Below are 26,219 nucleotides of genomic sequence, written 5' to 3'. Positions count from 1 at the left end.
GACCCATCATGTCCAGTGAACCGATCCGCGACCCGGCCAGCGATCATCTGCTGACCCCGCAGAACTCCGCCTTCATCATCATCGACTACCAGCCGGTGCAGGTGAACTCCATTGCTTCGATGGACCGCCAGTTGCTGGTCAACAACATCGTCGGCACTGCCAAAGCCGCAGTGGCTTATGGCCTGCCGATCGTGCATTCGACGGTGAACGTCAAGACCGGCCTGAACAAGCCGCCGATTCCGCAGCTGCGCCAGGTGCTGGGTGACTATCCGACCTACGACCGCACCACCATCAATTCCTGGGAAGACGTCCAGTTCCGCAGGGCGGTGGAAGCCACCGGCCGCCGCAAGCTGATCATGACCGCGCTGTGGACCGAGGCCTGCCTGACCTTCCCGGCCTTGGATGCGTTGAAGGAAGGCTATGAGGTGTATGTGGTGGTCGACGCCGTCGGCGGCACCTCGCTGGCCGCGCACGATGCCGCGCTGCGCCGCATCGAACAGGCCGGCGGCCAGCTGATCAGCGTGCCGCAGCTGTTCTGCGAGCTGCAGCGCGACTGGGCCCGTTCGGAAACGGTGCCGGCCTTCATGAACCTCTTCATTGAAACCGGCGGTACGGCGGGCATCCAGTTCTCGTACGATCGTACCGAGTAACCGGGTGGCGGCGCCGGTCCTGGCTGGCGCCGCCTTTGGGGAGCCGTCGAACATGGCTCGACGCTACAGTGGGTTTAATCGAGCGTGGCTCGACGCCATGGACAGATGGAGAATGTGATGGCCTACGCACGCATTGTTTCAACCGCCGACAGTTACCTGCACCACATCAGCAATGGCAGCGTCGATGTGGATGCGGACGAGCCCGCCTCGTTGGGCGGCCAGGGCAAGGGCTTCGCGCCGTTCGACCTGTACCTGGCCTCGCTGGCGGCGTGCACCGCCATCACCCTGCGCATGTACGCGCAGCGCAAGGGCTGGGACCTGGGCGAGTTCCATGCCGAGCTGCGCTCGGAACGTGATGAGGACGGGCGCCTCCACGTGCACCGCGTGCTGCATGCCAGTGCCGAGCTGAGCGATGCGCAGTGGCAGCGATTGCTGGAGGTGGTGGAAAAGACCCCGGTGACCCTGGTGATGCGCGAAGGTGCACGCATCACCAGTGAGCGTGGGGCGACGGCGTAACAGAAGGGTCAGCGCCGTGAATGCAGCACGGTGCGTTGGCGCATCGCGTTGAATTCCTGCTCCACCTGCTGGATGTCTTCGGCCTGGAACCCGGCGGCATCCAGCAGCTGGTCGGCGGCCGCGGCCGCCAGCGGATCATCGTCACGCTGGCGCCAGCAGCGCGCCGGCAGGAAGTAGCCCACTTCGCTGCGCCCGCGCATGATCACCACCGGCCGGCCCGCGTACAGCAGGAACTCGGCCAGGTGCTGGCGCAGGCCCTCCACGGAAACATAGGCCGGTCCAACACCCAGCATCTGGCTGGACGGTTCGGGACTCTCGAACAGCTTGCGACGGCTCATCCACTCCTCCTTTTGAACAACGCGTGGTCTCCTTTCCCTAGACGGGCGCATCGCTGCGCCCCCGCCACGCACTACGTGATCCGCATCACGCCGTCACTCAGAAGCCGGTGTTGAACTCCAGCTGGAACACGTCGATCGACAGCGGCGCACCGGACACTTCCTTGGCCGCCATCCACTTGCCGCTGATCCAGCTGCGCGCGTCCAGCGCATAGGCACCGCCCACGTAGTAGCCGCGGGCATTGGTGCCACCGAGGTGGAAGTTCGGATCGTTGTAGGCATCCGGCAGCGCATCGGCCTCGATGTGCTTGTAGCCCAGCAGCGCCTGCCAATGGCCCTTCTCCTTCAGCTCGGTGGCACCGAAGGTGGCCTGCAGCATCCATGCCGTGTCGCCGCTGCGGAAGGTATCGATGCTGGCGGCACCACCGGCACCGTAGTTGTTGACGATGCCGTTGTTGGCGCGACTGAACATCGCCTGCTTGTCATAGGCCAGGTTGCGGATGTAGTCGCCTTCAAGGCGCAGGCCGACGTCCTGGGCCAGCTGCGTATCCCAGCGCAGGTTCAGCGTGGCCAGGCGGAATGCCGAGGCCAGGCCGACATACTGCGGGGTGGGCGTATTGGCCGGATCCAGCGGATTGCGCGCGATGTCGCGGATCAGCATCAGGGTGTTGCCCTTCTGCATGAACGCCGGACGCGACCAGTCGGTGTCGCAGCCCACCGCGCCCGCATACAGCGCGCACGGCGAGGACAGGTGGCCGCTGATGTTCTTGAAGTCGTAGTAGCCCAGTGCCGCGCGCAGCGCGTTGTCGTCATTGAAGCGCCAGTTCACGCCCACCTGCGCACCGGACAGCCACTTGTTCTCGTTCGGGGTCTTGACCCGGCTCTGGCTGGGCGCGCTGTCGGAGGTGTATTCCAGCGGTACCACCGCCAGGTTGCCGAACAGGCCGAGGTCACCGCCGCCGAAGTCGTACTGCAGGTTGGCGGCCAGGCCATCGAAGTTGAGGTCGTTGGAGAACAGCGTGTCGCTGGTCCAGAACGGATTGCCGAAGCGGCCGCCGCGCACCGTCACCCAGTCGGCCGGGCTGTAGGCCAGCCAGGCCTGGTCCAGCCACACGTCCTTCTTGCTCAGGCCACCGCCCAGCTGCTCGGTGGTCGACACCGGGCCATTGCTGCTGCCGCTGGCCAGGCGTACACCGGCCGTGGTGTGCTGGCCGATGGTCGCCTCGATGCCCAGGCGGGCGCGGATGCGCCACAGGTTGCGGCGGTCCTGGCGGGTGTTCAGCAGTGGTGGCAGCTGCAGGTTGGTGTTGGTGTTGGTGTCGAAGCCGTTGCCGGAATTGATCGACGACCAGTTGCTCACGATGTCGCTGTTGCGTTCGGAGAAGAAGCGCGATTCGCTGCGCACGCGCATGTCACCGGTGACCTTGATGCGCTTGGTCCACTCAGCCACTTCGTTCGGTGCCGCCCAGCCCTCGGACCTGGCCTGCGCCATCACGTCCTGGCGTACTTCGTCACGGATGCCGTCGCGCACGCTCTGCGGCACGTAGGGTACACGCACGTCGCCGGCTTCCAGGGCGACACCGCCACTGGCGGCCGAGGTCGCGGTGGCTGTACTGCGCTGGGCGGCCGCCGCTTCGGCCTCGGCCTGCACCAGCAATGCCTGGCCATCTTCGGGTTTCAGTGCGCCGCTGGCGATCAGGCCCTTGATCAGCTTGACCATGGTCGTTTCGGCGGCCATCGCACCGGTCGGGGCGGCCAGGCTGAGCAGCACGGCGCAGCACAGCAGCGCCCGTCGGGCCGGCCGCGGGCGGCGGGAATCGGTTCGTGCGCGGACGTGGTCGTTCATCACGGTTCTCATCGAAAGAAGGGAAATCACGGAGGTCGGGAATCAGGCCCCGGGCCGGCGGCCCTGGATCAGGACGCGGGCGGGGAAATCAAGCGACGGTGGGGGTGCCTGGTCGACCTTGCCGATGCGACGCAGTGCATCGAGCACGGCCGCGTCGGCCTCCTCGTTGCCACTGCCACGCACCAGCTCGACCTTTTCCAGGCGGCCATCGCTGGCCAGCCACACATTCACCTGCAGCTGGAACGCCAGGCGCTTGACCCTGTCGTCGCGCGAGATCGCCTGCTGCATCAGGTAGCCGAGGTAGCGCCCATAGGTGGCATTGCCGGCACCGCCGCGACCGACACCGGACGAACCGCCACCACTGCCGGACTGGATGCCGAAGTTGTCACCGCCGGCCTGCGCATCGGCGTTCATCGTCACCGGATCGGCATTGTCCGGAGTCGGTGCCGGCTCTTCAGCCGGCGTCGGCTGCTCCAGCGGCTCCGGTTCGGGCATCGTCTCCTCCGGCGGCGTTTCCGGCTCCGGCGGCTTTTCCGGCGGCGGCGGGGGTGGCGGAGGCGCTGGCGGCAGCGCCAGCATCGGCGGCTGCACCACCGGCCGACGGGTGCTGGCGGTGTCCTTGAACAGCATCCACCACACGGCGATGCCGAGCACCAGCAACGCGGCCAGCACCAGCGCGACAGTCACCAGCAGCTGGCGACCGCGCATGCCGGGCTCCGGCCGAGGGGGTTGATGGGCCGTCATGCCTCAGCCCTGCGCCTTGCCGGTGACCAGGCCGACCTGGGCGAGCTCTAGGCGCCGCAGCAGGTCCAGCACCTCGACCACGCGGGCGTACTGCACCTGCGCGTCACCGCGCACGATCACCGGGAAATCCGGCGTGGTCGCGCGCTCGGTGCGCAGGCGGTCTTCCAGCTCCGCCATCGTCACCGGGTAGGCATCCAGAAACACCTGGCCACTGGGGTCGATGGTGATCGCCTTGGTCTTGGGCTTCTCCAGCGCGACGCTGTTGCTGGCCTTCGGCAGGTTGACCTCGATGCCGGGGATGGAAGCGTTGCTGGTCAGGATGAAGATCACCAGCACCACCAGCAGCACATCGACGAAGGGCGTCACGTTGATGCCCTTCTCGCGCTTCTTGATGCCGAACTTCGCCTTCTGGCCCATGGCGCGCCCCTCAGCCCTGGACCGCGGCCGGGCCGCGCCCGTCCTGCTCTTCGGCCAGGCGCGCGGCGAATTCGTCGATGAACACCGCCATGTCCGCGCCGATCGCTTCGGCACGCGCGCCCAGGTAGTTGTAGCCGAACAGCGCCGGGATCGCGACGCCGAGGCCCGCGGCGGTACACAGCAGCGCTGCGGCCATGCCCGGTGCCACCGAGTTGATGTCCACCGCGCCGGCCATTGCCGCAACCACGAACACCAGCATGATGCCGATCACTGTGCCGAACAGGCCCACGTAGGGCGCGCCTTCGATGGTGGTCGACAGCCAGTTCATGCGCCGCGCCATCGCTTCCTGCTCGCGCACCATCACTGCATCCATCGAGGCGCGGATCGCCGCGATGGTGGCACCACTGAGGTAACCGCTGTTGCCATCGCGCTGGTGGCGTTGCTGCATTTCATCGATGGCCACCTGGTAGATGCGCCACAACGAGCCATCGTGCATGGCGGTCGGCGCCTTGCCCTGGCGGTCCATGTCGGACAGGGTGCGCAGCGGTACGCCGGACAGCTTTCCGAAGCTCTCGGTGAACACGGCATTGGCCTTGCTGGTACGGCCGAAGTGGCGGCTCTTGGCGATCATGATCGCCCACGACAGCAGCATCATCAGGCCGAGGATGGCGACCACCACCCAGGCATCGAACGGCATCGCCTTGAGGATGAAGGCGAAGTGGCTCTGCCCGGCGGACTGCTCGTCGGCGCCGTAGCTGACCAGGCGCGAGTCGGCGCCCTGAGCGGTGGCGTCGGCCAGCAGCAGCGCGGCCGGGCGTGCCACCCGCGAAATGCGCAACTCGTCCAGGGCACCTTCGAAGTTGGCCAGCGGCTGCGCCGCGCCCGGCGCATCGGCGCCGACCACCGGCGCGGTGGCCAGCGCCGGCAGCGCACCGCTCAGCTGGGCAGCTACGCGCCCATTGAGGTACAGCTGCAACGCGCCCTTCTCTGCCGTCAGTGCAACATGCGCCCACTGCCCTTCCGGAATCGGTTGCGCCGGCGTGCTGCGCTGGCCATTGAGCTGCACGAACGGCACGCGGTTCTCGATGCCCAGCACCAGTTCGGAAGCACCATCACGGCGGGCGTAGATTGCTTGAGCCGCATTGTTGCTGCCCGGCTTGATCCAGCCCGAAACGGTGAGCGGCGCGCCCGCTTCCTGCGCCAGCGACGCGCTGGCCGGCAGCGGCAGCGGGCCGGCGCCCAGCTGCACGCCGCGGCCGATCACCGCGCCTTCCGACGGCGGCACCACCGCACCGGCATTGTTGCCATAGGCGGTGGTGTCGCGTGCCGGCGCATTGGCCTCGGCAAAGTGATAGACCAGCGTGTAGTCCGGATCGAACACCTGCTGGCCGTTGCCGCTGGCCGGGGCTTTTTCATTGCCGTAGTACATCCAGATGGTCTGCGGCGCGGCGGCACTGACCGCCGGCAGGTCCACCCAGACCAGGGCCAGGCCCAGCGTGGGATCGAACTGCTCGATCTGGTGGGCCAGCACGGTACGGCCATCACCCGAGACGAAGCGAAGGTCGTTGCCCGCATCCTGGGTGCCGTCGAAGCCGAAGTTGCCGGTATGCAGCCGCAGCAGCAGTGGCGTGCGGCCCGGGTCACCGGCCAGGCCCGCGCCCTGCGGGCCGGCGTCGACGGTGATCGGCTTGCGGTATTTCCATTCGGCCTGCCACCAATTGGCATCGGCCGCAGCCGCAGGCAACGCAACCAGCGCGGCCAGCAGCAGCAACACTCGGGAAAGCAAACGGTCCATGCGAAGGGTCTCCGGAGAACGCATGTTCAAGGGAAGGGTCAGTAGCTGGTGCTGATGTTGAAATGCAGGCGCGGGTCGTCCTTGCGCGTGACCGGGCCATCGGCATAAGGCCAGGCGTAGTCCAGGCGCAGTTGCAGGTGTTCACCCAGGCGCAGCTGCGCGCCCAGGCCGACCGAGGCCAGGTTGTACTTGTCACGCTGCTCGGGCAGCGGCCGGCGCAGGCGCAGGTAGGCCGCGTCGGCGAAGCTGTAGACACGCAGATCGGTGCCGCTCCACAGCGACCACGCCGGGGTGCGCCATTCCAGGCTGGCCAGGCCGCCGTAGTCGCCGATCGCCTCGGCCGACAGGTAGCCACGCACGGTGTACATGCCGCCAGCAGCGAACTGCTCGGCCGACACCAGTGGCGCATCGGTTACCTGCAGCGAGCCACGCGCATACCACTGCCAGTCATTGCTGAAGGTGTGGGTGTTGGCCACGTCGGCCTTGAAGGCCACGAAGCTCGGGTCAGCCCAGTAGCGCTTCTGCCCGAACGCGGTGGCGTCGCTGCCGTAACCGAACAGGCGGCGGGTACCGGCCACCAGCTGGGTGTTGATGCTCAGCTGATCCTGCTCGCCCTGGCGCACGCCGACGAAGGCCAGGGTGATCGGCGCATACTTCAACGGTGTCTTCAGGCTGTCCTTGCCCATCTGCGTGTCTTCCTCGGTGTCCTTGAAATCCACACCGAGGCTGAGCTGGCGCCACCACTGGCTGCTGCCGGCAAGGCGGTAGTTGAGCTTGAGGCCGATCGAATGGCCGTTGCCGATCACGTTGGTGCCGGTGCCGGTACCGACCTGCCCGCCTGCATTCAACACGCGGCTGTCGGATCTGTAGCCGGAGGCTTCCAGGCTCCACGGCGTACCTTCGAACGGCATCGTGTACGAGGCCGAGAACACCTTGGCCTGCTTTGTATCTTCCGGCGCCAGGTACACGCCGATGTTGGCGCTGTGCCCGCGCTTCCACAGGTTGTCGTAGGCCAGCGACGCACTCAGGCGCAGCTTCTCGGTGTCGGCACTGTGGTCGTTGTTGAGTGACGCGCTGGCACGCCACGGCGACTTCTCCTCGACCTGCAGGTCCACGTCCATCGTGCCCGGCACCTGGCCTTCGCGCACCAGCGGCATCACCTGGCGACGCCCGCCTTCGTTCAGTGCGGTCAGTTCCTTCTGGGCCTGGTCGAAGTCCGGCACCTTGCCCTCGGCCAGTGCCGGTACGCGATCGCGTATGCGGTCGGGCGATTCGTAGCGGGTGCCGACCACGCGCAGCTGGCCGATCGGCGTCTGCTGCACCTTCAGCAGCACCACGCCGCCACTGACCTGCTGCTCGGGGAGTTCGACGTAGACCGACTGGTAGCCCGCCTGCTGGTACAGCGCGTGGACCGCATCGCGCGCCTTCTCGACATCGGCCAGGGTCCTGCCCGGGCCGAGGAACGGCTCTACCGCCCGTTCGATCTGGCGCGGATCGAGCACGGTGTTGCCGCGCACGATGTATTCATTGATGTTCACGCTGGGCGCAGGCGCTGCCTCCTGCGCGGACAATGGCAGCGGCATCGCGGCCAGCGCCAGCACCAGCGGATGCAGGCGCAACGGAAAGCGGACGGCTCGGCACGGAACAGGAGTCATCGAAGGCATCGCGTCGTATCGAAGGGAGGGGCCAGGGAGCGGCGCGTGGGTCTACCAACAGGACGTGCACGTCGCGTCAAAACCGCCACCAGTTTTGTGACAGCACTGTCATCTTGTGACAGCGCCAGAGCACCAGCGGGCGGAGACTGCCCTCGCCACACGTCTTCATTGCAGAGCGTCGGTTGTTGCAGGAGATTCGAGATGAGTGAGCCATTGAAGGCGGGCCTTCGCCCTGCCCTCGCCCTTGCCTTGTTGCTGGCGTTGCCATCGGCCTGGGCCGGAGAGGCGAAGAAGCAGGACGGTGTTGCGCCGTGCATCGAAGTACAGGTCAACGGCGAGCGCATCCCCGCGTGGGAATGCCTGCAACGCAGGCTGGCGCCGGCGCCGAAATCGGCGAAGTCAGCGGCGCTGCCGGATGCCGAACGCCTGATGCGGCAGCCCGGCAACCAGCTGATGCAGTACAACCTGGAAGGCACGCGGCAACGCATGGGCGATGCCTTCGGGCGGTCCGTGGTACCGCAGCGTCCGGCGCGATGAACCCATGCATCTGCAGAGCCGAGCCCACGCCCGGCTGCGCTTGCACACCGTTCAACAGCCATGCCGAGGCAGCCGAGCGCGGGCTCGGCTCTACCGAGCGCCGCCCTTCGGAGCGGCCGGCACGATGCCATCGTTCGGCACCGGTGGCAGCGCGGGCACCGGCAGGCTGCGCGATTGCCCAGCCTGGTTCAGTTCCACCGCGTTGGCGCTGATGCTGGCCAGCACCGTACAGGGCCCCAGCCGCTGGCCGGGCGCGTGAGCCTCCGGCGGGCGTCCATCCACCGACAACAGGGCCAGGGGCGCGTGGTCACCCGCCATCACACCCAGCACGACCACCTCGGTCTGCACCGCACCGGGCGACAGCAGCCGCACCAGCGGCAGACTGGCCACCGCATCGAACAGCGGCCGGGCCGGCGCATCGGCATGCGCTTCGCTGGCCGCCGCCGCAGGCGCCACCGCAGACAGGGTGACGCTCCAATAGGCCACCACCGCCAGCAGCAGGGTGGCCGCCAGCAGGGTCAACATCCGATTGCGATCCCAGCGCCTGCCATCCATGTTCCGCACCATCGCCACGTTCGTGTCCGCCCACGCTAGCAGCCGCCGCTGACGCTTTTGTTTCATCATGCGGGCCTACGCTGGCAGGCATCGACCTGGACAGGAGGCAACGTCGATGCAGCACGTGCCGCGTGGTTTCACCCTGCTGGAACTGATGGTGGTGCTGGTGATCATCGGCATCTGCACGGCGGGCATCGGCCTGGGCCTGGGCAGCCTGCTCGACCCCGCGCGCCAGCTGCGGCAGGAGGCCGAACGACTGGCGCAGCGCCTGCAGGTGGCGCGCGACGAGGCCCGCATCGATGGCCGCCCCCTGCGCTGGCAGGCCGACGCCGCCGGCTACCGGTTCAGCAGGCGCGAAGGCACCCGCTGGGTGGACGTGCAACGCGACGACCTGCTGCGCCCACAGTCATGGCAACCGGCCGGCATCGTGGTGCAGCCGGCCACCCCGGTTGAACTGAGCCCGGAGTGGATCGGCGTGGCATGGGAACTGACGTTGTCGTTGCAGGGCCGCCAGCTGCGTCTTCGTGACGATGGCAGCGGACAGTTGCAGGTCGTGCAGTGAAGCGGAACATGCGCGGATTCACCTTGATCGAAGTGCTGATCGCACTGGCGATCGTTTCGATTGCGCTGGCTGCGGTCATGCGCTCGGTCGCGGTGGCCACCGACGATCAGTCACGCCTGCGCGACCGTCGCTTGGCGCTGTTGTGCGCGCAGGACCGCTGGCAGGAGCTGCGCCTGGCCGGGCAGCCGCCGCAGGATGCACGGCTGCGCTGCGTGCAGGGGCGAAGCAGTTTCCTGGTGCTGCAGCATATCGGCACGGGGAGTGACGGACAGCCGCAACTGGAACTCAGCGTGGCTGCCGAAGATGCACCGCGGCAGTCGCTGGCGCGGATGCAGCTGCCGTGGACCGCGGCGCAATGAAGCGTACCGCAGCAGGCTTCACCCTTATCGAGGTGATGATCGCGATCACCATCATGGGCGTGCTGGCGCTGATCTGCTGGCGAGCGCTCGACAGCGTGGCCAGCAGCGACCAGCGCCTGCGCCGGGCCGATGCCGAGACCACGACGGCACTACGCGTGCTGCAGCAGTTCCAGCGCGATATCGAGATGCGTGCCGACGATGCGCTGATGAACGGCGCGGTGCGCCCGGCGGATCGTCCGCAGCGACTGCTGCCGCCTTCGCTGGTGAGCGAACGGTACCCGGATGGCAGCTTTGCGCTAGAAATCACCCGCAGCGTCGACAGTGATGGGCTGCGCTGGCAGCGGGTGCGCTGGTGGCGGCAAGGCAACACGCTATGGCGCGCCAGCGGTACGGCGACGGACCGCTATCCCCTGCCCGCACCGGTTCCTTCGGAAGGCATTGCAGTGGCAAAGGATGTGCAGCGGTTCGAGGTGCGCGCCTGGCAACCCGGGGCCGGCTGGGCGATGCTGCCGAGCGAGGGCGAGGTGCTGCCGGCCACCGGGCTGGAACTGCGGCTGGGCCTGCGTGACGGGCGTGGACCGCTGGGCTACCGGCGCGTGCTGGAGCTTTAGGATTCCTCCCAGGCAAAGCATCCACGCATGGCGTGGATCTACTGCCGAGCGGCTTCTAATGCCCGGCCTGCCCTGGTGGGTGCCGACCGTTGGTCGGCACTGAGGCTGGCCCAGCCATCCACGCATGGCGCGGATCTACTGCCGAGCCCGCCGCCGGGCGCGCTCCTGCACCCGGCGGCGCCGTGTCGGTGGTCCTCACCGCTGATGGCCGCTCCCTGCCCTCCGTGCCATCCTGGCTGGGGCCGCTTCCGTTCCGTGGCGGCTGGCCCGATGCTGTTCGTTCTTTCGGCCCGGTCGCATCCACGCATGGCGTGGATCTATTGCCGACCTTGGTGGGCAGCAACGTGTGCCGACCAAGGACGGCACCTAGCGGCGCTGCGTGCCCTCGTCGCGACTTGCCTGCGGGAACTGGAAGGCACTGTTGGCGTCATAACCGCTGTTGGCAGTGTTGCCACGCGCCGGCGGATTGATGGCGCTGGTGCCACTGCCGAAGCCGAGGATCTGCACGCTGATCACCGACGGCTGGTTGCGCCGTGCCTCGTCCTGGCTCTTGCGCATCACATCCTGTGCGGCCTGGCTGGCGCTGTTGGCTGCCGCACTGGCCGAGGCCAGCGCATTGACGTTCACCGATGCCAGCACCGGCAGGCCCTTGCTCTCGCCCTGTACCTGGATGTTGGCGGCGTTGAGCACCTGCAGCGCCGCCAGGTTGATGTTGCCCGAGACGCGGATACCAGCCTCGCCCGCGTCGATGGTGCCCAGCGGCGCGACCAGGTCGACGTCGCCCGGCGGCACTTCGGCGATGGGGTTCAACGTCGCGATGCCTGCGCCACTGGCGGGAGCCTGCGGCGACAGGATCACATTGCCCCAGCCGTCATAGACGCGGCGCGGTGGCGTGTACAGCAGCGTCGTCTGCGAACCACGACCGGCATTGATGTCACCCTGCTCCGACCACGCCAGGATGTCGCCGCCGAAGGTGGTCATCACCCGCGACAGGCCGAGCAGCACGCTGTCCTGGCTGAACAGCCGGATATCACCTTGCCCCTGGGTGACAAGGCCGGCGCTGGCGGGTGGCACCACGCCCTGCACACCGATCACGATCTGCCCACCCGGTGCCATCAGTTCGATGTTGCCGCCCGCCTCGGTACGCACGCCGGAGCCACCGTACATCACGATATCGCCGGTACGGTCGATCGTCGCACCGGCCGCATTCCTGTCCGGCATCAGCGTGGCGATGGCTTCGCGCCCGCGCAGGTAGGAGCCGAAGCGGGGCCCTTCTGCATCGGTATACTCGCGTCCACCTTCGCGCAGCTCTGCGTAATAGACCTGGCGCAGGAAGATACGCTGCTGTTCCTGCGGCAGCGCATCGAACGTGGCCAGCGCCCCGTCGCCCTCGGCCGCCACGCCGAAGCGTCGCTGCAGCCACTGCTTCAGTTCCTGGTCGTACACCTTGGCTGCCTTGCCCGGCTGCGACGCAAGCGATTGCGCGGGATCGGCAAGGTTGGCAGGGTCCAGATAGCGTGCACGCAGGGCCGCGAAATCGATCTGCTGGTTGCCGGCCGTCAGCGCGATGCTGGCGCCGGGACGGGTGTCGCCCTGCACGATGCCACCGAGGCTGGCGATGCTGCCCGCATCCTCCTGGCGCAGCTGGCGGCCGGCACTGATCTCGACGTTGCCAGGGCCAGCAATGGTCGCATTCAGATGCACGATGTCGCGGCCTGCCGCCGCAACCGTGATGTCGGTGGGCGCGGTGTTCAACGCGGTCATCGACACCCCGAGGATGTCCCGGCCTGCCCGCAGTTGCACGGCGCCGGCGGCCTCGAACCAGTTCAGCTGCGTGCGCTGCCCCGCGTTGACATTCAGCGTGCGCTGGGCGCCGGTGGCCAGACCCATGATGTCGCCCTGCACCGCGTAGAAGCGGCTCGGCGCCAGTGCCGCAGACACAGTGGACAGCGGCGTATTCGGACCGAATGCGAACAGTGGGAGCGACCCCGCCGGCGATGCCGTGTTGCCGTCGACGGACAGGTTGTGCCGCGTGCGGGTCACATTGCCTGCGGAATCCCCCTGCTCGGCCATGAATGCCGGGTCGAAGGGTCCCGGCAGGCGCGCGTCACTGGCCGAGCGCGCGATCTGGGTCGCGCCAGGCTGGGCGAAGATGCCGCCACCGGCCAGGACGTCCAGCCGTCCTGTCGCCGAGGGTGCCAGCAGGATCACATCCTGCGTCCCCGGCGTGGCGCTGATCCGGTCCAGCTTGATGTCACCCTGCGCAGCAATCGCGCTGAAGCGCGAAGGATAGAGCCAGTAATTCAGCAGATCATCACCGCCACGCACAACAAGCTGGACCTGCTCCCGCCACAGATTGCTGCCCGTCACGTTTTCCGGCCCGGCGAGGCCTGGCGCGAGGTCACCACCGGCACTGAACAGATCCACGGCCGTGTTGGCGGTCCACAGGGAGAACCACGTACTGCCTGCAGCGCGCGCGCCGTCATCCTGCAGCACCGCGCTGTAGTTGGCCAGCGGAACCCGGCCGGCATCGGCGACGCCGCCGAGCACCACATCGCCCCGCGCCTGCAGCTGCGCGGCGGCGTCGCCCAGCACCAGCACCGGCCCGCCCATCGCGCGGGCGGCGTCGGGCGCAAACAGGTCTGCCGCCCGCTGCTTACCCAGCGTCGCGTAGCTTTCCAGGGTGACGCCCATTGCACCGATGCGCCCCGCATCGAGCTGCAGGCTCCCACGCAGGTTGCTGAAGGTACCGTTGAGGTCGAGATTCTGTCCCGCCCTGGAGGGGTTCAGGCTGGAGATCGTCGCCTGCAGGTTCGGATTCAGCGCGCCACCGATACGCAGCTGCAGGTCGCCGCCGCCGGTCAGATGCAGCTGGCCATCGCTGACCCGGCCGGTCGATCCCACCGCAGCAATGATCGCACCCGAGCGCGGTGCGATCGTCGACACCAACGCGTCACCTATCGCATCGCGCACGCCGGCGTCACGCCCGGCCTCCAGCGTCAGGTTGCCCCCGCCCAATGTGCCGAAGCCGGTGAAACCAACCATCCGTGGAGAGGCGCCAGCGGCAGCGGACACGTTGGTGTAGGCGCCAAAGTTCACCCACCAGCTGGTCGGCACCGGCTCCACCCCAGTGGTGCCGCCGGTACCCTGCCGCCACAGCCAGTTGCCGACCGCGGCACTGGAGTACAGCGCCCAGTCGCGATCGCTGCTGCCCGACTCTGCGCGCGCGGTCCAGGCGTCGCCGACGATATCGCGCCCGGCTTCGACGCGCAGGTTGCCACCATGATCCGGATACCAGGCCTGGTAGCCTGCCATCGCGGCGTCATAGCTGCCCGGCACCAGGTTCGGTCCCAGCACTGCGGTGTTCCAAGGGGCCGCTGCACGGGGCGAATTGAAGGCAGCGTCGCGGCCCCCACCCAGCGCGGCGGGAGTGCCGGCGGTGTAGACGCCAAAGCCTGACTTCATCACGACGTCAGCGGCCGCGAGCAGCTCCATGTCACCCTTGCCGGTGCGCAGCACGCTCCACGCCGGCGTGCCTGCGCGCTTGCCGTAAGTGGTCACTTCGGTCTGCGTGCCGCCGCCGGCGCAGTAGGTGGGCGCGGTGCTGCAGAACTCGTCTTCGGTCATGCCAAACATCGCGGCGAAGTCCTTCGCAGGGGTGCCTGCGTAGGACTCGTCGCCCCAGTAATCCAGCGAGCCCTGCGCGGCCACCTGGCGGGGTGCCGGGCCGCAGTAGTCGGCCGACATCGCGCAGAACTCGTCTTCGGTGAAGCCGAACATGTCGGCCAGCTCCGCGATCGGACGGCCTGCATAGGAGGTGTCGCCGATCCAGTCCAACGATGCCTGCTCGGTCAACGCGCGATCCCCCACCCAGATGATTTCCGTCTTGACCGTGCCGATCGAGCCCTGGTGGGTATCGGCCAGCACCACGCTGCCTTCGCTGCCCCAGCGCCGGCTGCGTGGGTCGGCTGCCCCGGCATCGGCACCGGCAACAACGGTCAGGTCCCAGGAGGTGGTACCCTCGGCCAGCATCGGCGCCAGCGCCCAGTTGCGCCCCTGGTTGCCGCCGGCATCGGCCGGCCTCAGATTCAGCGGCGCGTCGCCGGGCAGCTCCACCTTGGTCAACGACGGGATGTACGCGCCCACCTTGAGCGCGACTTCGCGTGCCAGGCGCAGCGCAACCGGCAGCACCGCGCCGGCGGGCCACTCCTGTGCCGCCATCTGTACCGCACTGCGCAGGCGGAAGCCGGCCCCCAGCCGCGCACCGGCCGCCAGCATCAGCGGCTCCTGCAGCACGGTGCCCGCGGCCAGCGTCTGCCCGGAGTCGGTGGTCACCGCCGCACCCAGCACCGTGCCTGCAGGCAGCCGCAGGTTCTGCGAGATCACCATCGGCGCGGGCAGCACGGTACCGACCGGAAGCGTTACCGATTCGACCGGCACGTCATAGTTCAGGCGGGTGCCGGCCTGGAACTCGGTGCCGGGCTGCAGCTTCACTCCGTCCACCGGCACCACCAGCCCACCGCCAAAGGGGGTGTGCCCCGCGCTGCCATTGCGGCCCTCGTACAGCTGCCAGCCGCCCTCATCCGGCGTGGACGGCGGCGGTGCGAACCCATCGTTGATGCTGCCGTAGACGTTGATGTTGCCTTCGGCGCGCAGCACCAGCGAGGCCGATTCGCCGAAGCCACGCCGCGATGGATCGGCGCGGTTGGCATCGGGGCCATAACGGTAGCCGGACAGATCGATGTCGCCGGCGATGGTCAGGTCGCCGTCCGGGTTGGCGTCGCTGCGCCGCGCCAGCACCTGCACGCCGGGACGAAGGCGCACATCGCCCAGCGCCCGCGTGCGCTGCTGCAGATCCGCGTTGCCCAGCGCACCATCGATCCAGGCCACGCTGTGCGGATCGACCACCTGGTCCAGCCACTGCTGGGTGACCAGCTGCGCGCGGTTGCCGCGCACGTCAGCGGTGGTTGCCAGGGGCGCATCGTCGTAGCGGCGAACACCATTGAGCTGGATGTCGGCCGCGCCATCGATGCGCAGGCCGGTGGCCGCGGCAATCGCCGCGTCGTTGCTGCCCAGCCGCGGCACATCGATCTTCAGCGTGCCGCGCGGGGTGCCATCGTTCTGGCCAGGACGTCCACCGACGGTAACGTCGCTGCCCGCACGCAGGTCCAGCTGCGCCGCGCTGCCCAGGCCGACGGCACCTTCGGCGCTGCCCAGCGTGATGGTGGCCCGGTTTGGACTGTCGATGATCTTGCCATGGCTGTCCACGCGCAGGCCGGTACCGTGCGCGTCCAGCGTGCCGTCCACCTGCAACTGATCGCGGGCGTACAGGCGGATGCTGCCGACCTGCTCGCCGCTGGCATCGATGCGGCCGGCCACGGTCAGGCTGCCCGCATCGACGCTGATGTCGACCCGGCGCGCCTTCACTTCGTCGCCGATCCGCAGATCGCCCTCACCGATCTGGAAGCTGCGACCGCCGACGACGCCGCCGGCGGTCAATCGCTGGTTGAGGCCGGCGAAGTCCTGCAGCTGGTGTGCCCGCACCACCAGTTCGCCACCGTCATAGGGCACCAGCGTGCCACCGGCATCGTAACGACCAGTGGCGGCACCCTGCAGAACACCGGCCAGATCGGCTCGGCCGGCCATTGCGGTGACCGTCAGGCGCCCGCCGCGGTTGTTGCGTGCGGAAACATCGATGCGGGAGGCCGCATCGGAGCGGATGTCACCCGTGTCGCTGGACAGCAGGACATCGCCGCCCCAGCTGAACTTGTCCACGTCGTACAGCGAGACCTTGCGCCCGGCCAGGTCCAGCGCGGCCCGGCTGCCAAGCGTGATGCCCTCGCGCGCGTTCGCCGACAGCCGTCCGGACGCCAGCGCGACCGTGCTGTCCAGCGTGATCCGGTTGGCGTCGATGCTCAGCTCACTGCCCAGTGCATCGCCACCCGCCCTGCCGGTGCCCCCCTGCAGGCGGAAGTCGCCGCCGGTGCGCACGCGCAGCTGCGCGGCGGGATCGGCCGTCAACAGCGGTGTATCGATACCCAGGCTGCCTCCGCTGTACTGCCAGCCCTTGTCGGCCAGATAGTCGCCGCGCTGCTGGAACACGTCCAGCGTGCCCTGCGCGGAGAACGACAGCTGCTCCGAGGCACTCAGGTTCAGCGCACTGAAGCCGAGCACCTGCCGGTTCGCAGGTACTTCAGAGCTGGGACGGCTGAATGGCGCCCGCCCCAGCTGCAGCTGCCGGGTGACGATGTCCAGTTGCCCGGCCCCGAGCCGGTCCACCATCGGATCGGCCGGCGGCACCGTCGCGTCGCTGCCCGGCGCCTGGCTCGCCGCCAATGAGCCGTCCCAGACCAGCGTGTCCACCAGAATGCGCGCGCGGTCGGTCGCCGCACCGTAGCCGCGGATGGCCTGCGCACCGAGCACAAGCGTCTGCAGGCCACTGCGGCCGGTGGCACTGTCGCGCGCATCCAGGTCGACGCTGCCGAACACGTTGACAGACTCCCGCGCGACCAGGCTCAGCGTGTCCAGCGCCGGCGCGCCGGTCGCATCATTGCCGCGCAGCAGTTGTTGCAGCACGGACTGGTTCATGGTCATGCCACTGGGCAGCGCCCCGGCCGCAGCGGCCTGGGCGATCGCTTCGGCACTGCCGAGGTTCAGCGCCGCCATGCTCAGGCCGAGCTGGCGGGTGCCATAGCTGGCCGAGTCGCGCATCTGCAGCGCGCCATCGGTCGCTACCGCGATGCTGCCATCGGAAACCAGCCGCGTCTGGCCGTCGCACGCCGCCTGGCATCCGCCGATGTCGATCGCCACCGGACCGGCCTCCACCCCGGTGGTGCCGGTGATCAGGTTCAGGCGCTGGTTGGACACCGCCAGCAGGCCGCCGGAGACCTGGTAAGGCAGGGTCGCGCTGGCATTCGCGTTGGCGGATGCGAACGGCAGTGTATCGAGGGTCGCACCGGCCTCGACCAGCACGCCGCTGCCACCGGAGGCCGCTGCCACCAGCACTTCCGGTGCGTTCAAGGTGACGCCGGAACGGATCGCCACGCTGCGCGCCTGGCCGGTCACCGCAACCTGCAAGGCCTCCTGGTTGAACTGCCCGCCGATCATCATCCGCGCCGGCAGGAAGGCATTGAGCGCGTCGTCGCTGAAGGTGGCGCCGCGATCACGCGCCTGCGATGGCGCGCTGCCATCGACGATCTCCAGCGAACCGACCGCCGGGCTCGCCAACGTGGCTGCCAGCGTGCCACCACGCCCCTTGTCGGTGGCAGCCGCGAACCGCGCGGTGCCGGCGAAGTGGATGGCAGGCGTGTCTGCACGACCTGCACCTTCGCCCAGCGCAAGGGTCAACCCGAGCGCATCGATGGTCTGCCAGCCACGCGACTCGCCGCGGCGGTCAGCTACCGATTGCGCGAAGCTGTTGTAGGAGGTTTCGTTGTAGCCCGAGTGCCGGCGTACCACTGCCGCGGGAGTCAGCAGGATGTCGGTCAGCAACGGCGAGATTGCCGCGCCCAGCGCCGTGCGCTGCTGCCCGGACACACGCCAGGTGCCGGTGCCGGTCGCAATCGGTTGCACGATGCCGGAGGTGCCGGTGGCGCCCAGCTCCACCCGGAATGCGCCGGGCTGCAGCGCATAGCTTGCCGGCATCAGCGTGTAGGTGCCGGCCGCCAGGCCGGGCACGCCAGCCGGCACGGTGATCTGCTGGCCCACCGCCGGAGCTGCGAACCCTTCTTCGCCACTGGGGGCGAACGCCCCGGCGCGTCCCGGTACGATCGCGTACACCGGGTTGCCCGACGCACTGAACCCGTAGCGCGGGTTGGCGTCGGCCAACGCCGTACGCAGGACGTCGACAGAGCCACCGCGTCCTGACACGAAGGCGGCGCCGGTCAACTCACCACCGCCGGACATGTCCAGCAGGGCCCCCGGCGCCACCTCGATCTCGTTGGCCTTCAGTGTCACCCCCATCGAGGAGATGCCGGCCGGCGTCAGCGAGCCCAGGCTGCGCGTACCGACCCGCCAGTCCACACCATCGACGGTGCCACCATAGGGCAGCGACAAGCCGGCGCCGCTGGTCGAGGTTACGCTGCCTGGCAGCAGTTCCACCCGGCTGCCGACGGTTCCGTTCTGGATCAGGCCACCCAGCTGCAGCGTGCCCATCGGCGCCTGTACGTTGCCGCCCTGCTGCACCGTGGCGGCCACCAGGCGAAGCGTACCCAGCGCCGATTCCGGCGCCGGCTTCGTGGCCGCACCGGTGCCGTGGATGCGCAGCACGGCATCCGGATCGGCCCAGTAATCAGCGGTCTGCACGGTCTGCGCCGACGCGCCGGCCACCAGCGTGCCGACCGCGCCTGTGGTGGGATACAGGCGCGCAGCGGTCACGTCCATCGAACCGGCCGTCATCAACGCGCTGGCGTTGCCAGTGCTGGCAATGCCATTGGTCAGGCGCACATCACTGCGGCTGTCCAGCGCCACGTGTTCGAACCCCGGCAGCCAGGTGACGTCGCGGATGTCGATCAGCCCCGCCTGCACCGCCAGCGCATGCTGGTCCGGCGCCGCCGAGGCAACTGCGGCGGTGCCCTGCAGGTTCTCGCCCGGCATCTGGCGCCAGCGCGCCTGCGCCAGGCGAACGTAGGGCGCACTCAGTCGCAGCCCCGACGATGGCCCGGCATCCACGGCCATGCCCAGGCTCGAAGTACCCTGGCCGTGGATGCGCAGGCTCTGGGCCAGGCGCAGGTCGACGTCACCGACCGCGCGGATGTCACCGAACACGGACAGGTTGTCGAAACCGCCAGCCTGCAGCTGCTCGACCGACAACGCGGCGTGGCCATACTCCAATGCGGCCGGCAGTGGCTGCCCCGGTGCGCTGTGCTGGCTGAGGGTGATCGCACGTGACCGCAGTACCTCCTCGCTGGCGCCACGTGCATGGATGCTGCCGCCAAAGGCCAGCCCCAGGGTGCCGCCACGTGCGCCGGCACCACCGGCGGCCGCGTCCATCCCGCCGTCCAGGTACAGCGCATTGGCCGAGCGCAGCACGATCTGCCCACCATCGCTGTCCACGCGCACACGGCCCTGGCCGTCGACGTCCAGCTCGGCCGACGCACCCCGCGCCCGCAGGCGCGCACCGCGTTCGACCACCACGAAGGCTTCCGGTGGTCGGTTGTCGACGAACGCTGTGGTCTCCCAGTCCAGCGCCCCGCCAATCTCGATGCGTCCACCCGCGCGCACCTGCCCGCGCAGACGGCCGCCGGAATCGGGCAGCGAAATCGCGTCTGCATCGGCATCCAGCAGCGCGCCTTCGGCGAAACGCCAGGTGCGTTCGGTGCGCTGCCCGGCGTACAGCGCGTTCTCCGGGCGCACATCGTCGATCAGGATGCGTCCGCCCTTCGCGCGCAGCGTGCCTTCAACATCGATGTTGCCCGCACCAAGCAGCGAGATCGTCTGGCCTGGATCGACCGCCACCAGTGCATCCTTGCCGACCCGCAGGTCACCGCCCACGCTGTTGCGCTCCGAACGCAGGCTGATGCTCGCACCCGCGCGCTGGCTGACGCGCCCGCTCGACGGATCGGCGCTGTACAGCGGTTCGTCCCACGCCGCCAGTGCGGACGCCCGGTCGGTCGCCATCGGCGCGTCCTGGGTCAGGCGCAGGCCTGGCAGGGCAGCGACCAGCCGCGCGCCATCGGCCACCTCCACGCCGTGGTGGCCATTGATGTCGTACTGCGCGAAGCCACTGCCGAACAGGCCGGGGTCCAGTCGCAGCGACGCGCCCGCCAGGTCCGCATCGCCCACCCGCACCTGGCCACCGGTCCCCAGCGAGAAAGAACCACCGCCCTGTCCTCGACCACTGAACCGGCTTCCCTCACCCAGTTGCACCCGGCCACTGCCATCGGTCGTCACCGTACTGCTGTTCGCCTGCAGGCTGACGCTGCCGCCTTTACCGATATGGGCCTTGCCGCGCAGGTCCAGCGCAGCACCGGCCTCGACGTCAACCGTTGCCTTGGCGCCCACGGCCACGTCATGACTGTTGCCCAGGCTCAGGCGGCCGCCATCCGTCCAGGCACCGCTCGCGTCGCGCGGCATCGCCAGTGAGGCGTTGCTCCATTCGCCGGAGAGATCGATCCGCGTGCCGTCGGCAATGACGGTGCGGGCGCGGCCATCGTGCAGCAGCGCCGTCGGCCGGCCCTGGACATCCAGCAGGTTGCCCGCCGACAACTGGCCGCCGGCAATGCCGATGTCGCCTGCCAGCTCCACCTCGCTGCCGGTCAGGTTGAGCTGCCCGCCGGCCTGAAGCCGAAGGCTGCTGTCGATGCGGATGCGATCGGCGGTCGCCAGGTCGATCCGCCCCCACTGCTGGGCACTCAGCCCTGCGATATCCAGCCACACCGTGTCACGCCGCTCCTCGTTGACCGGAGCCGCCAGCGACCACGCCGTCTTCGTCGGAGCCTTGTCACCCAGGCGCACATCCGAGCCGAACACACCACTGCGGCCCTGGCCGTCATAGCGCCCCAGGTACAACTGCGCATTGCGCGCGACCGCCGTCTGCGCCTGTGCATAGCCATCCAGTGCGGCATCCGGCCTGCGGTTCTGCTGCGCGCCCTGGAAGGTGGCAGTCTCAACCTTTCCATCCAGCACCGCGGTCGGTGCGGAGACGATCAGCCGTCCTGCATCGCGTCCGACCGTGTACCCGTTATCGACCCGCTGCGCCGCGAATACGATCGGATCACGGAAGGTCTCGGTGATGCCCCAGCGTTCCTGCTTCACTTCATGGCCGCTGTACAGGCCATCGAACAGCATCTCCGCTGGCGCCTCATCAAGACGGTAGACCTGGCCATCAACGCCGCGCACCCAGCTCTGCCGGACCACGCCGCTCTGCACATCCAGGCTGCCGCCGGCAAGGTTGATGCGTGAGCCACCCTGCGTGATCACTTCCCTGCCGCCCAGCAGGACGGTGCCTCCCTGCGCAGCCCATTCGCCGATCGAGTGCCCCTGGTTGTCGAGGTAGCCCCCCACTTCCAGCAGGCCGCCTGCGGCGTACCAGCGCTCACCCGCGTAGCCCCCGGTACCGGCCGGAACGTGGACCAGCCTGCGGCGGTCGACCCAGACTTCGCTGCTGGTCAGCTTGCCGCTGTCGCGGTTGTCCAGGGCATCGCGCAGTTCGTTGCCCTGCACCTTGACCTGGACATTGTTGCTCTCCATCGACACCCGCACGCCCACTGCGCCGGACACGTCCACGCGCGCGGCATCGTCCACGTAGCTACGGGCCGCCGCATCGGCGATGATCTGGCCGCCCGTGGCAACCGTCAGCGAATCCGCGCTGAAATGGATGTTGCCCCCCGAGACGATCTCCACCCGCGACTGGTCCCGGCGATCATTGTGCTGGGACAGATTGTCGAAGGTTGCCGAACGCGCGCCAGCGCGGATCGCGTCCTGCTCGGCCGATTCCTTGATTAGGGCGTCGCGCTGCGTATCCAGCACCGTGGTCTTGCCATCGTCCTCGATCAGCACCGCCGTGGTGGCTCCGTCAGCAAGCGTGACGCTGCTGCCTGCATCACTGGCCGAGGCCAGAAGATGCACGGTGCCGCGCTGTGCAAGCGTGGTGCTGGCCACGGCCACACCGGCCTGCTCGACGCTGCGTCCGGCCAGGGTCACGTCCCCCTCGAGTGCGCGCAGCAGGCCGGTATTGCGCACGCTGCCAGCCGTGCTGCCAGCGATGAAGCGCGGCGCGATTTCATTGCCGCGGGTGGTGGAACTGGTGTTGGCGGCCGTACCCACGCCGCGCCGGATCACGAAACTGTCACCGGCTGCGAGCTGCACCTGGCCCTTGCGCGCTTCGATCTGGCCAGCATTGTCCACGCTGTGCCCGGCCAGCAGCACGTAGCCACCGCCGCGCGTCGCACTGGTCGGCTCATGGGTCGCGATGCGGGCGCCCCGCTGCACCATCACCTTGCCGAATGCATCGCTGAGCGCGCTGCTGCTGGCGTCGGGGCTGTACAGGCCGTTGTCGCCGAACTGCGCATCGCTGATCCGTGCTGCAGCCGCCAGCAGATTGCGTACATTGACCTGGCTGTTGTTGCCGAACACCACGCCGTTGCGGTTGGCCACGAACACCGTGCCACTTGCCTTCAGCTGGCCCAGGATCTGGCTGGGCCGCGCCTGCGGATCGTTGACGCGGTTCAGTACGGCCCAGTCAGGGTTCTGCAGGAAATTCAGCGTGGTGTTGCCGCCGATGTTGAAGGTCTCCCAGTTCAGGATCGCCTTGTCCGCGGTCTGCTCGACCGTGACCTGCACCCTCCCGTCGCTGCCCTGCGACTGGATCGCGTCGCGCGCATTGAGCCAGCCACGGGTCAGCGGGTTCTGGTCGACGCTCAGGCCGTCCTTGCCGAGGCCATCGGCAACGATGAAGCCAGCCTCGCGGCGCGCCTGCCGCGCCTGTTCCTGCAGGCGCTGCTGCAGGGCAATCGCCTGCGCCGCAGTGCCAAGATTGTCGATCGACTGCTGCAGCTTCTGCCGTGCCGCATCCTGCTGCTGGGCCGGCAACTGGAACTGGATCGGCACGCCGTTGGGCATCCGGCCACCCTGTGCCGCGCTGCCCTGGGCCGCGCCCCGTTCGGCGAACCAGCCCGGACTGAACGCCTGCTGCGCCTGGCTGGCCGGGGCCACCATGCTCCCCAGTGCGACCGCGATGGCCCACGCCATCGGATGATTGCGGCGCATCGACGCGGCCGGATGAACAGCGGACGGGAGCGGGTGCGACATCGGAACCTCATCAACCTGGTGGGCCGCAGCTGCGGCGACGATCGGGGAGGCACACGCAACGCATGCCCTGCCACTGATAGACGGTTCACGCGAGACGAAGCCGACAGCCAAACGCTGCAACCGCGGCACCGTCGCGGAAATGGCGACGCCGGCCCAGAGGCCGGCGTCGGGTCAAGCAGGATTCAACCCGTGCTGCGGATTACAGCGGACGGCCGATGCCGGCGCAGGTGCTGGGGTTGTTCAGGCCGGCAGTGCTGCTGGCCAGCACGAAGCGGTTGCGGATCGCATCGCGCCAGGCCTTGGTCAGCGGGATGAAGCCGTGGTCGGTGATCGACTTCTCATACGCGACGGTGTAGGTCGCCGGATAGTGGCGCGCCAGGAAGCCGCGCAGGCTGGTGGCGACGCTCGAATCCTTGTAGCACTGGCCGATCACCAGGTTGGTGTAGCCGGCGATCGGATAGCCGGCCGACGGGTTGCCGAACACCGGCACCCAGTTGGTGGGGTTCTCTGCATCGGTGCCGGTCGGCGGAGCGACGGTGTCCAGGGTGGCCTGCACGCTCACCTGGTCCGGCGAGAAGCCCTTGACCTTGGCGACCTTGGTCGCATCGGTCAGGTTCGGGATCACGTCCGGGCCAACGTAGCCGATGCGGCCTTCAGCCGCGTAGACAGTGTTGTACAGCGAGGTGCCGCCGGTGGCCGGGGCGGCCACCAGGAACGCCGGCAGGTTGCCGTTGGCATCGCGCTTGTACAGGTCGGCGAAGGTCGACTTGATGGCGAACTTGCCGCCCACCAGCTTCGAGGTGTCAGCATTCTCAGCGGCACAGGCCGCGGTCAGGAAGCGGCTGAACATTTCGCTGGTGCCGCTGCTTTCCGCGCGATACACCACATGGATCGGGCCGCTGCGGTTGGCATCGATGGTCGACCAGTCGCTGATCGCGCCCGAGAACACGCCGCAGATCTGCGCCACGCTCAGGTTCACCGCCGAACCGGCCTTGTTGAACGGGATGGTGACCGAGGTGGCCACCGACGGCACCTGGATCAGCGCGCCGTAGCGGTTGGCATTGGTCGGCTGGTTGAAGTTGGTGGTGTAGGTGTTCAGCTCGGTGCCGCTCAGTACCGAATCGCTGCCGGCGAAGTGCACGGTGCCGGTGGTCGAGAACAGCAGCGAGTTGTTTTCCAGGAAGGCCTTCTTGCCGGTGCCCGAACCGGTCACGGCGTAGCTGAAGTTCGCCGGCAGGATGCTGTCGGACGAACCCTTGTAGAGGTCGGCCGGCAACGAGGCACCGCCGCCGGTCACGGTCTGCGCCGAGGCGGCGCCCACGGTGGCGAGCAGCGCGGTGGCAACCAGCGCGGCCAGGGTCTTGCACTTGTTCATGATCTTCTCCTGAAGGGTTTACTGCGAAGGGAAACACCAAGGGAGGAACGGTCACTACACGCCTGCTGCCGCCGAGGGCCTCCCAGCCCACTCTGCGGCGACGTGTCCATGCTGGTCCGCGCCGATGACAGGCCGCTTAAGAAACCTGTGGAAGATCGGAAAAAGGTGTGGAGGATTGTGTGGAGAATCGAAGACGGCGACCGGGTAGAGTCGACTGTGCGTCGACTGGTGCACGGAGCGCTGGTCCTGTCGAAGTGTGCTTGGGAAGCAGTCGACTGACAGTCGACTCCACCCGTGATGCGCGTTGCGCATCACTGCACCAGCTGGTTCATTTCCATGATCGGCATCAGCACCGCCAGCACGATCGTCAACACCACGCCGCCCATCACCAGGATCATGGTCGGTTCCAGCAGTGCGGTCAGCGCCATCGCGCGACGCTCGATCTCGCGCGAGATCGTCTGCGCGGCGCGTTCGAGCAGTGGCGCCAGCGAACCGGTCTTCTCGCCGCTGGCCACCAGATGCACCAGGATCGGCGGATAGACCTTCTGTACCTTCAACGCAGCACCCAGTGCCGCACCTTCGCGTACGCGAGCAGCCACATCATCGGCACAGCGCGACAGCAGCGCATTGCCAAGCGTCTGCCGCGCCGCTTCGAGCGCACGCAGCAGCGGCACACCCGCATCCAGCAGGATCGCCAGCGTCGAGGCAAAGCGCGCACTGTTCACACCCAGCACGAAGCGCCCGACCATCGGGACCCGCAGCAGCATCGCGTCCCAGCGCAGGCGCAGTTCCGGCCGGCGCAACGCCAGCCGCCAGGCCACCACCAGCGCAGCCATGCCCAGCCCTGCCCACGCACCCCAGCTGCGTACGAACGCGCTGGCGGCCAGCATCACCTGGGTCAGCATCGGCAGCGTCTGCCGTGCCTGAACGAACGCGGTCACCACCTGCGGCACCACGTAGCTGAGCAGGAAGATCACGATCGCCACCGACACCAGGCTGATCGCCGCCGGATAGATGAAGGCGGTCAGTACCTTGGCCTGCAGCGCATTGCGTTCTTCGATGTAGTCGGCCAGGCGCTCCATCACCCGTGCCAGGTCACCAGAGTCTTCACCAGCGCCCACCAGCGCCCGATAGATCGGCGGAAAATCGCGCGGCCGCGCTGCCAGCGCCACGGTCAGGCGCTGGCCGGCACGCACGTCGGCGCGTACTGCGGTGAGCGCCTGGGCCACGTGCGGGCGTTCGGCCTGGTCGATGACCGCACTCAACGCAGCTTCCAACGGCATGCTGGCGGCCAGCAGGCTGGCCAGCTGGCGCGTGGCCCAGGCCAGCTCGCTGGCAGACAGCCGCCGGGCAGCCCAGCCACTGCCGGCACTGCGCGCCACGCTGATCTGCACGGGTGTCAGCCCACGACCGCGCAGCACCTGTCGCGCACCGCGCGGGCTGTCAGCGTCCAGCTGGCCCTTCTCGATGCGGCCCTGCGCGTTGGCGGCCTGGTAGTCGAACAGCGCCATG

The 26,219-nt window shown here is 68.4% G+C and carries 16 protein-coding genes; 6 read left to right on the top strand and 10 right to left on the bottom strand.

The features are described 5' to 3' along the window. The first annotated feature begins 8 nt into the window (after positions 1–8). Both J3A72_RS12245 and J3A72_RS12240 read left to right on the top strand, forming a co-directional pair. Positions 9–650 (top strand): hydrolase, encoded by a 642-nt coding sequence (locus tag J3A72_RS12245; protein ID WP_032962577.1) that lies wholly within the window; start codon positions 9–11, stop codon positions 648–650. 117 nt (positions 651–767) lie between these two features. Next, positions 768–1,166: an OsmC family protein gene (locus tag J3A72_RS12240; protein WP_075075780.1), complete on the top strand. Its 399-nt coding sequence runs from the start codon at positions 768–770 to the stop codon at positions 1,164–1,166. An 8-nt stretch (positions 1,167–1,174) separates the two neighbouring features. Here J3A72_RS12240 and J3A72_RS12235 read toward each other — a convergent pair whose 3' ends face one another. The 6 genes from J3A72_RS12235 to J3A72_RS12210 all read right to left on the bottom strand — a co-directional run bounded on the left by J3A72_RS12235 (position 1,175) and on the right by J3A72_RS12210 (position 7,958). After that, complete coding sequence (locus tag J3A72_RS12235) at positions 1,175–1,504, bottom strand: hypothetical protein (protein ID WP_005409871.1); 330 nt, start codon at positions 1,502–1,504, stop codon at positions 1,175–1,177. Positions 1,505–1,601: 97 nt separating this feature from the next. Then, positions 1,602–3,347, bottom strand: coding sequence for a putative porin (locus tag J3A72_RS12230; protein ID WP_075075779.1), 1,746 nt, complete (start codon positions 3,345–3,347; stop codon positions 1,602–1,604). Positions 3,348–3,389: 42 nt separating this feature from the next. Next, positions 3,390–4,055: a cell envelope integrity protein TolA gene (locus tag J3A72_RS12225; protein ID WP_075075778.1), complete on the bottom strand. Its 666-nt coding sequence runs from the start codon at positions 4,053–4,055 to the stop codon at positions 3,390–3,392. A 39-nt stretch (positions 4,056–4,094) separates the two neighbouring features. Then, entirely contained in the window at positions 4,095–4,508 is a 414-nt protein-coding gene (locus tag J3A72_RS12220; RefSeq protein ID WP_005409874.1) for a biopolymer transporter ExbD, read from the bottom strand. 10 nt (positions 4,509–4,518) lie between these two features. Beyond that, positions 4,519–6,303 carry a MotA/TolQ/ExbB proton channel family protein gene (locus J3A72_RS12215; RefSeq protein WP_075075777.1) on the bottom strand — a complete coding sequence of 595 codons (1,785 nt, stop codon included), beginning with the start codon at positions 6,301–6,303 and terminating at the stop codon, positions 4,519–4,521. Positions 6,304–6,341: 38 nt separating this feature from the next. After that, a complete protein-coding gene (locus J3A72_RS12210) occupies positions 6,342–7,958 on the bottom strand; it encodes a ShlB/FhaC/HecB family hemolysin secretion/activation protein (RefSeq protein ID WP_075075776.1) in 1,617 nt (538 codons plus the stop codon). Positions 7,959–8,159: 201 nt separating this feature from the next. Here J3A72_RS12210 and J3A72_RS12205 point away from each other — a divergent pair, with 201 nt between their 5' ends. After that, positions 8,160–8,495, top strand: a complete 336-nt coding sequence (locus J3A72_RS12205; protein ID WP_075075775.1) for a hypothetical protein — start codon at positions 8,160–8,162, stop codon at positions 8,493–8,495. Between the two features lie 90 nt (positions 8,496–8,585). Here J3A72_RS12205 and J3A72_RS12200 read toward each other — a convergent pair whose 3' ends face one another. Then, on the bottom strand, positions 8,586–9,062 hold the full coding sequence (locus tag J3A72_RS12200) for a general secretion pathway protein (protein ID WP_172617719.1): 477 nt from the start codon (positions 9,060–9,062) through the stop codon (positions 8,586–8,588). Positions 9,063–9,165: 103 nt separating this feature from the next. Between J3A72_RS12200 and gspH the strand changes: the two genes are divergently transcribed. Genes gspH through J3A72_RS12185 form a run of 3 tightly spaced genes read left to right on the top strand, consistent with a single transcriptional unit; the run spans position 9,166 to position 10,582 of the window. Next, on the top strand, positions 9,166–9,612 hold the full coding sequence (gene gspH, locus J3A72_RS12195) for a type II secretion system minor pseudopilin GspH (RefSeq protein WP_014647360.1): 447 nt from the start codon (positions 9,166–9,168) through the stop codon (positions 9,610–9,612). An 8-nt stretch (positions 9,613–9,620) separates the two neighbouring features. Then, entirely contained in the window at positions 9,621–9,971 is a 351-nt protein-coding gene (gene gspI / locus J3A72_RS12190; RefSeq protein WP_153643303.1) for a type II secretion system minor pseudopilin GspI, read from the top strand. Next, positions 9,968–10,582, top strand: coding sequence for a prepilin-type N-terminal cleavage/methylation domain-containing protein (locus J3A72_RS12185; protein ID WP_075075774.1), 615 nt, complete (start codon positions 9,968–9,970; stop codon positions 10,580–10,582). The genes gspI and J3A72_RS12185 overlap by 4 nt, the downstream gene beginning before the upstream one ends. A gap of 366 nt (positions 10,583–10,948) precedes the next feature. Here the strand turns inward: J3A72_RS12185 and J3A72_RS12180 are convergent, their stop codons facing one another. The 3 genes from J3A72_RS12180 to gspF form a co-directional block, all read right to left on the bottom strand. Next, positions 10,949–23,332: a filamentous haemagglutinin family protein gene (locus J3A72_RS12180; RefSeq protein WP_075075773.1), complete on the bottom strand. Its 12,384-nt coding sequence runs from the start codon at positions 23,330–23,332 to the stop codon at positions 10,949–10,951. Positions 23,333–23,531: 199 nt separating this feature from the next. Further along, a complete protein-coding gene (locus J3A72_RS12175) occupies positions 23,532–24,707 on the bottom strand; it encodes a substrate-binding domain-containing protein (protein ID WP_075075772.1) in 1,176 nt (391 codons plus the stop codon). A 311-nt stretch (positions 24,708–25,018) separates the two neighbouring features. After that, on the bottom strand, positions 25,019–26,218 hold the full coding sequence (gene gspF / locus J3A72_RS12170; protein ID WP_209572023.1) for a type II secretion system inner membrane protein GspF: 1,200 nt from the start codon (positions 26,216–26,218) through the stop codon (positions 25,019–25,021). Position 26,219 lies beyond the last annotated feature (1 nt).

The sequence above is a fragment of the Stenotrophomonas sp. PvP093 genome (assembly GCF_017876915.1).
Taxonomy (GTDB): domain Bacteria; phylum Pseudomonadota; class Gammaproteobacteria; order Xanthomonadales; family Xanthomonadaceae; genus Stenotrophomonas; species Stenotrophomonas muris.
This window is presented reverse-complemented; position numbering and strand designations above follow the sequence as displayed.

Bases quoted from the DNA above. Each gene is read 5' to 3' on its own strand.
- gspF (WP_209572023.1), bottom strand. From the start codon at position 26,218: ATGGCGCTGTTCGACTACCAGGCCGCCAACGCGCAGGGCCGCATCGAG.
- J3A72_RS12215 (WP_075075777.1), bottom strand. From the start codon at position 6,303: ATGGACCGTTTGCTTTCCCGAGTGTTGCTGCTGCTGGCCGCGCTGGTT.
- J3A72_RS12200 (WP_172617719.1), bottom strand. From the start codon at position 9,062: ATGGTGCGGAACATGGATGGCAGGCGCTGGGATCGCAATCGGATGTTG.
- J3A72_RS12220 (WP_005409874.1), bottom strand. From the start codon at position 4,508: ATGGGCCAGAAGGCGAAGTTCGGCATCAAGAAGCGCGAGAAGGGCATC.
- J3A72_RS12235 (WP_005409871.1), bottom strand. From the start codon at position 1,504: ATGAGCCGTCGCAAGCTGTTCGAGAGTCCCGAACCGTCCAGCCAGATG.
- J3A72_RS12180 (WP_075075773.1), bottom strand. From the start codon at position 23,332: ATGTCGCACCCGCTCCCGTCCGCTGTTCATCCGGCCGCGTCGATGCGC.
- J3A72_RS12210 (WP_075075776.1), bottom strand. From the start codon at position 7,958: ATGACTCCTGTTCCGTGCCGAGCCGTCCGCTTTCCGTTGCGCCTGCAT.
- J3A72_RS12205 (WP_075075775.1), top strand. From the start codon at position 8,160: ATGAGTGAGCCATTGAAGGCGGGCCTTCGCCCTGCCCTCGCCCTTGCC.
- J3A72_RS12230 (WP_075075779.1), bottom strand. From the start codon at position 3,347: ATGAACGACCACGTCCGCGCACGAACCGATTCCCGCCGCCCGCGGCCG.
- J3A72_RS12225 (WP_075075778.1), bottom strand. From the start codon at position 4,055: ATGCGCGGTCGCCAGCTGCTGGTGACTGTCGCGCTGGTGCTGGCCGCG.
- gspI (WP_153643303.1), top strand. From the start codon at position 9,621: ATGCGCGGATTCACCTTGATCGAAGTGCTGATCGCACTGGCGATCGTT.
- J3A72_RS12185 (WP_075075774.1), top strand. From the start codon at position 9,968: ATGAAGCGTACCGCAGCAGGCTTCACCCTTATCGAGGTGATGATCGCG.
- gspH (WP_014647360.1), top strand. From the start codon at position 9,166: ATGCAGCACGTGCCGCGTGGTTTCACCCTGCTGGAACTGATGGTGGTG.
- J3A72_RS12175 (WP_075075772.1), bottom strand. From the start codon at position 24,707: ATGAACAAGTGCAAGACCCTGGCCGCGCTGGTTGCCACCGCGCTGCTC.
- J3A72_RS12245 (WP_032962577.1), top strand. From the start codon at position 9: ATGTCCAGTGAACCGATCCGCGACCCGGCCAGCGATCATCTGCTGACC.
- J3A72_RS12240 (WP_075075780.1), top strand. From the start codon at position 768: ATGGCCTACGCACGCATTGTTTCAACCGCCGACAGTTACCTGCACCAC.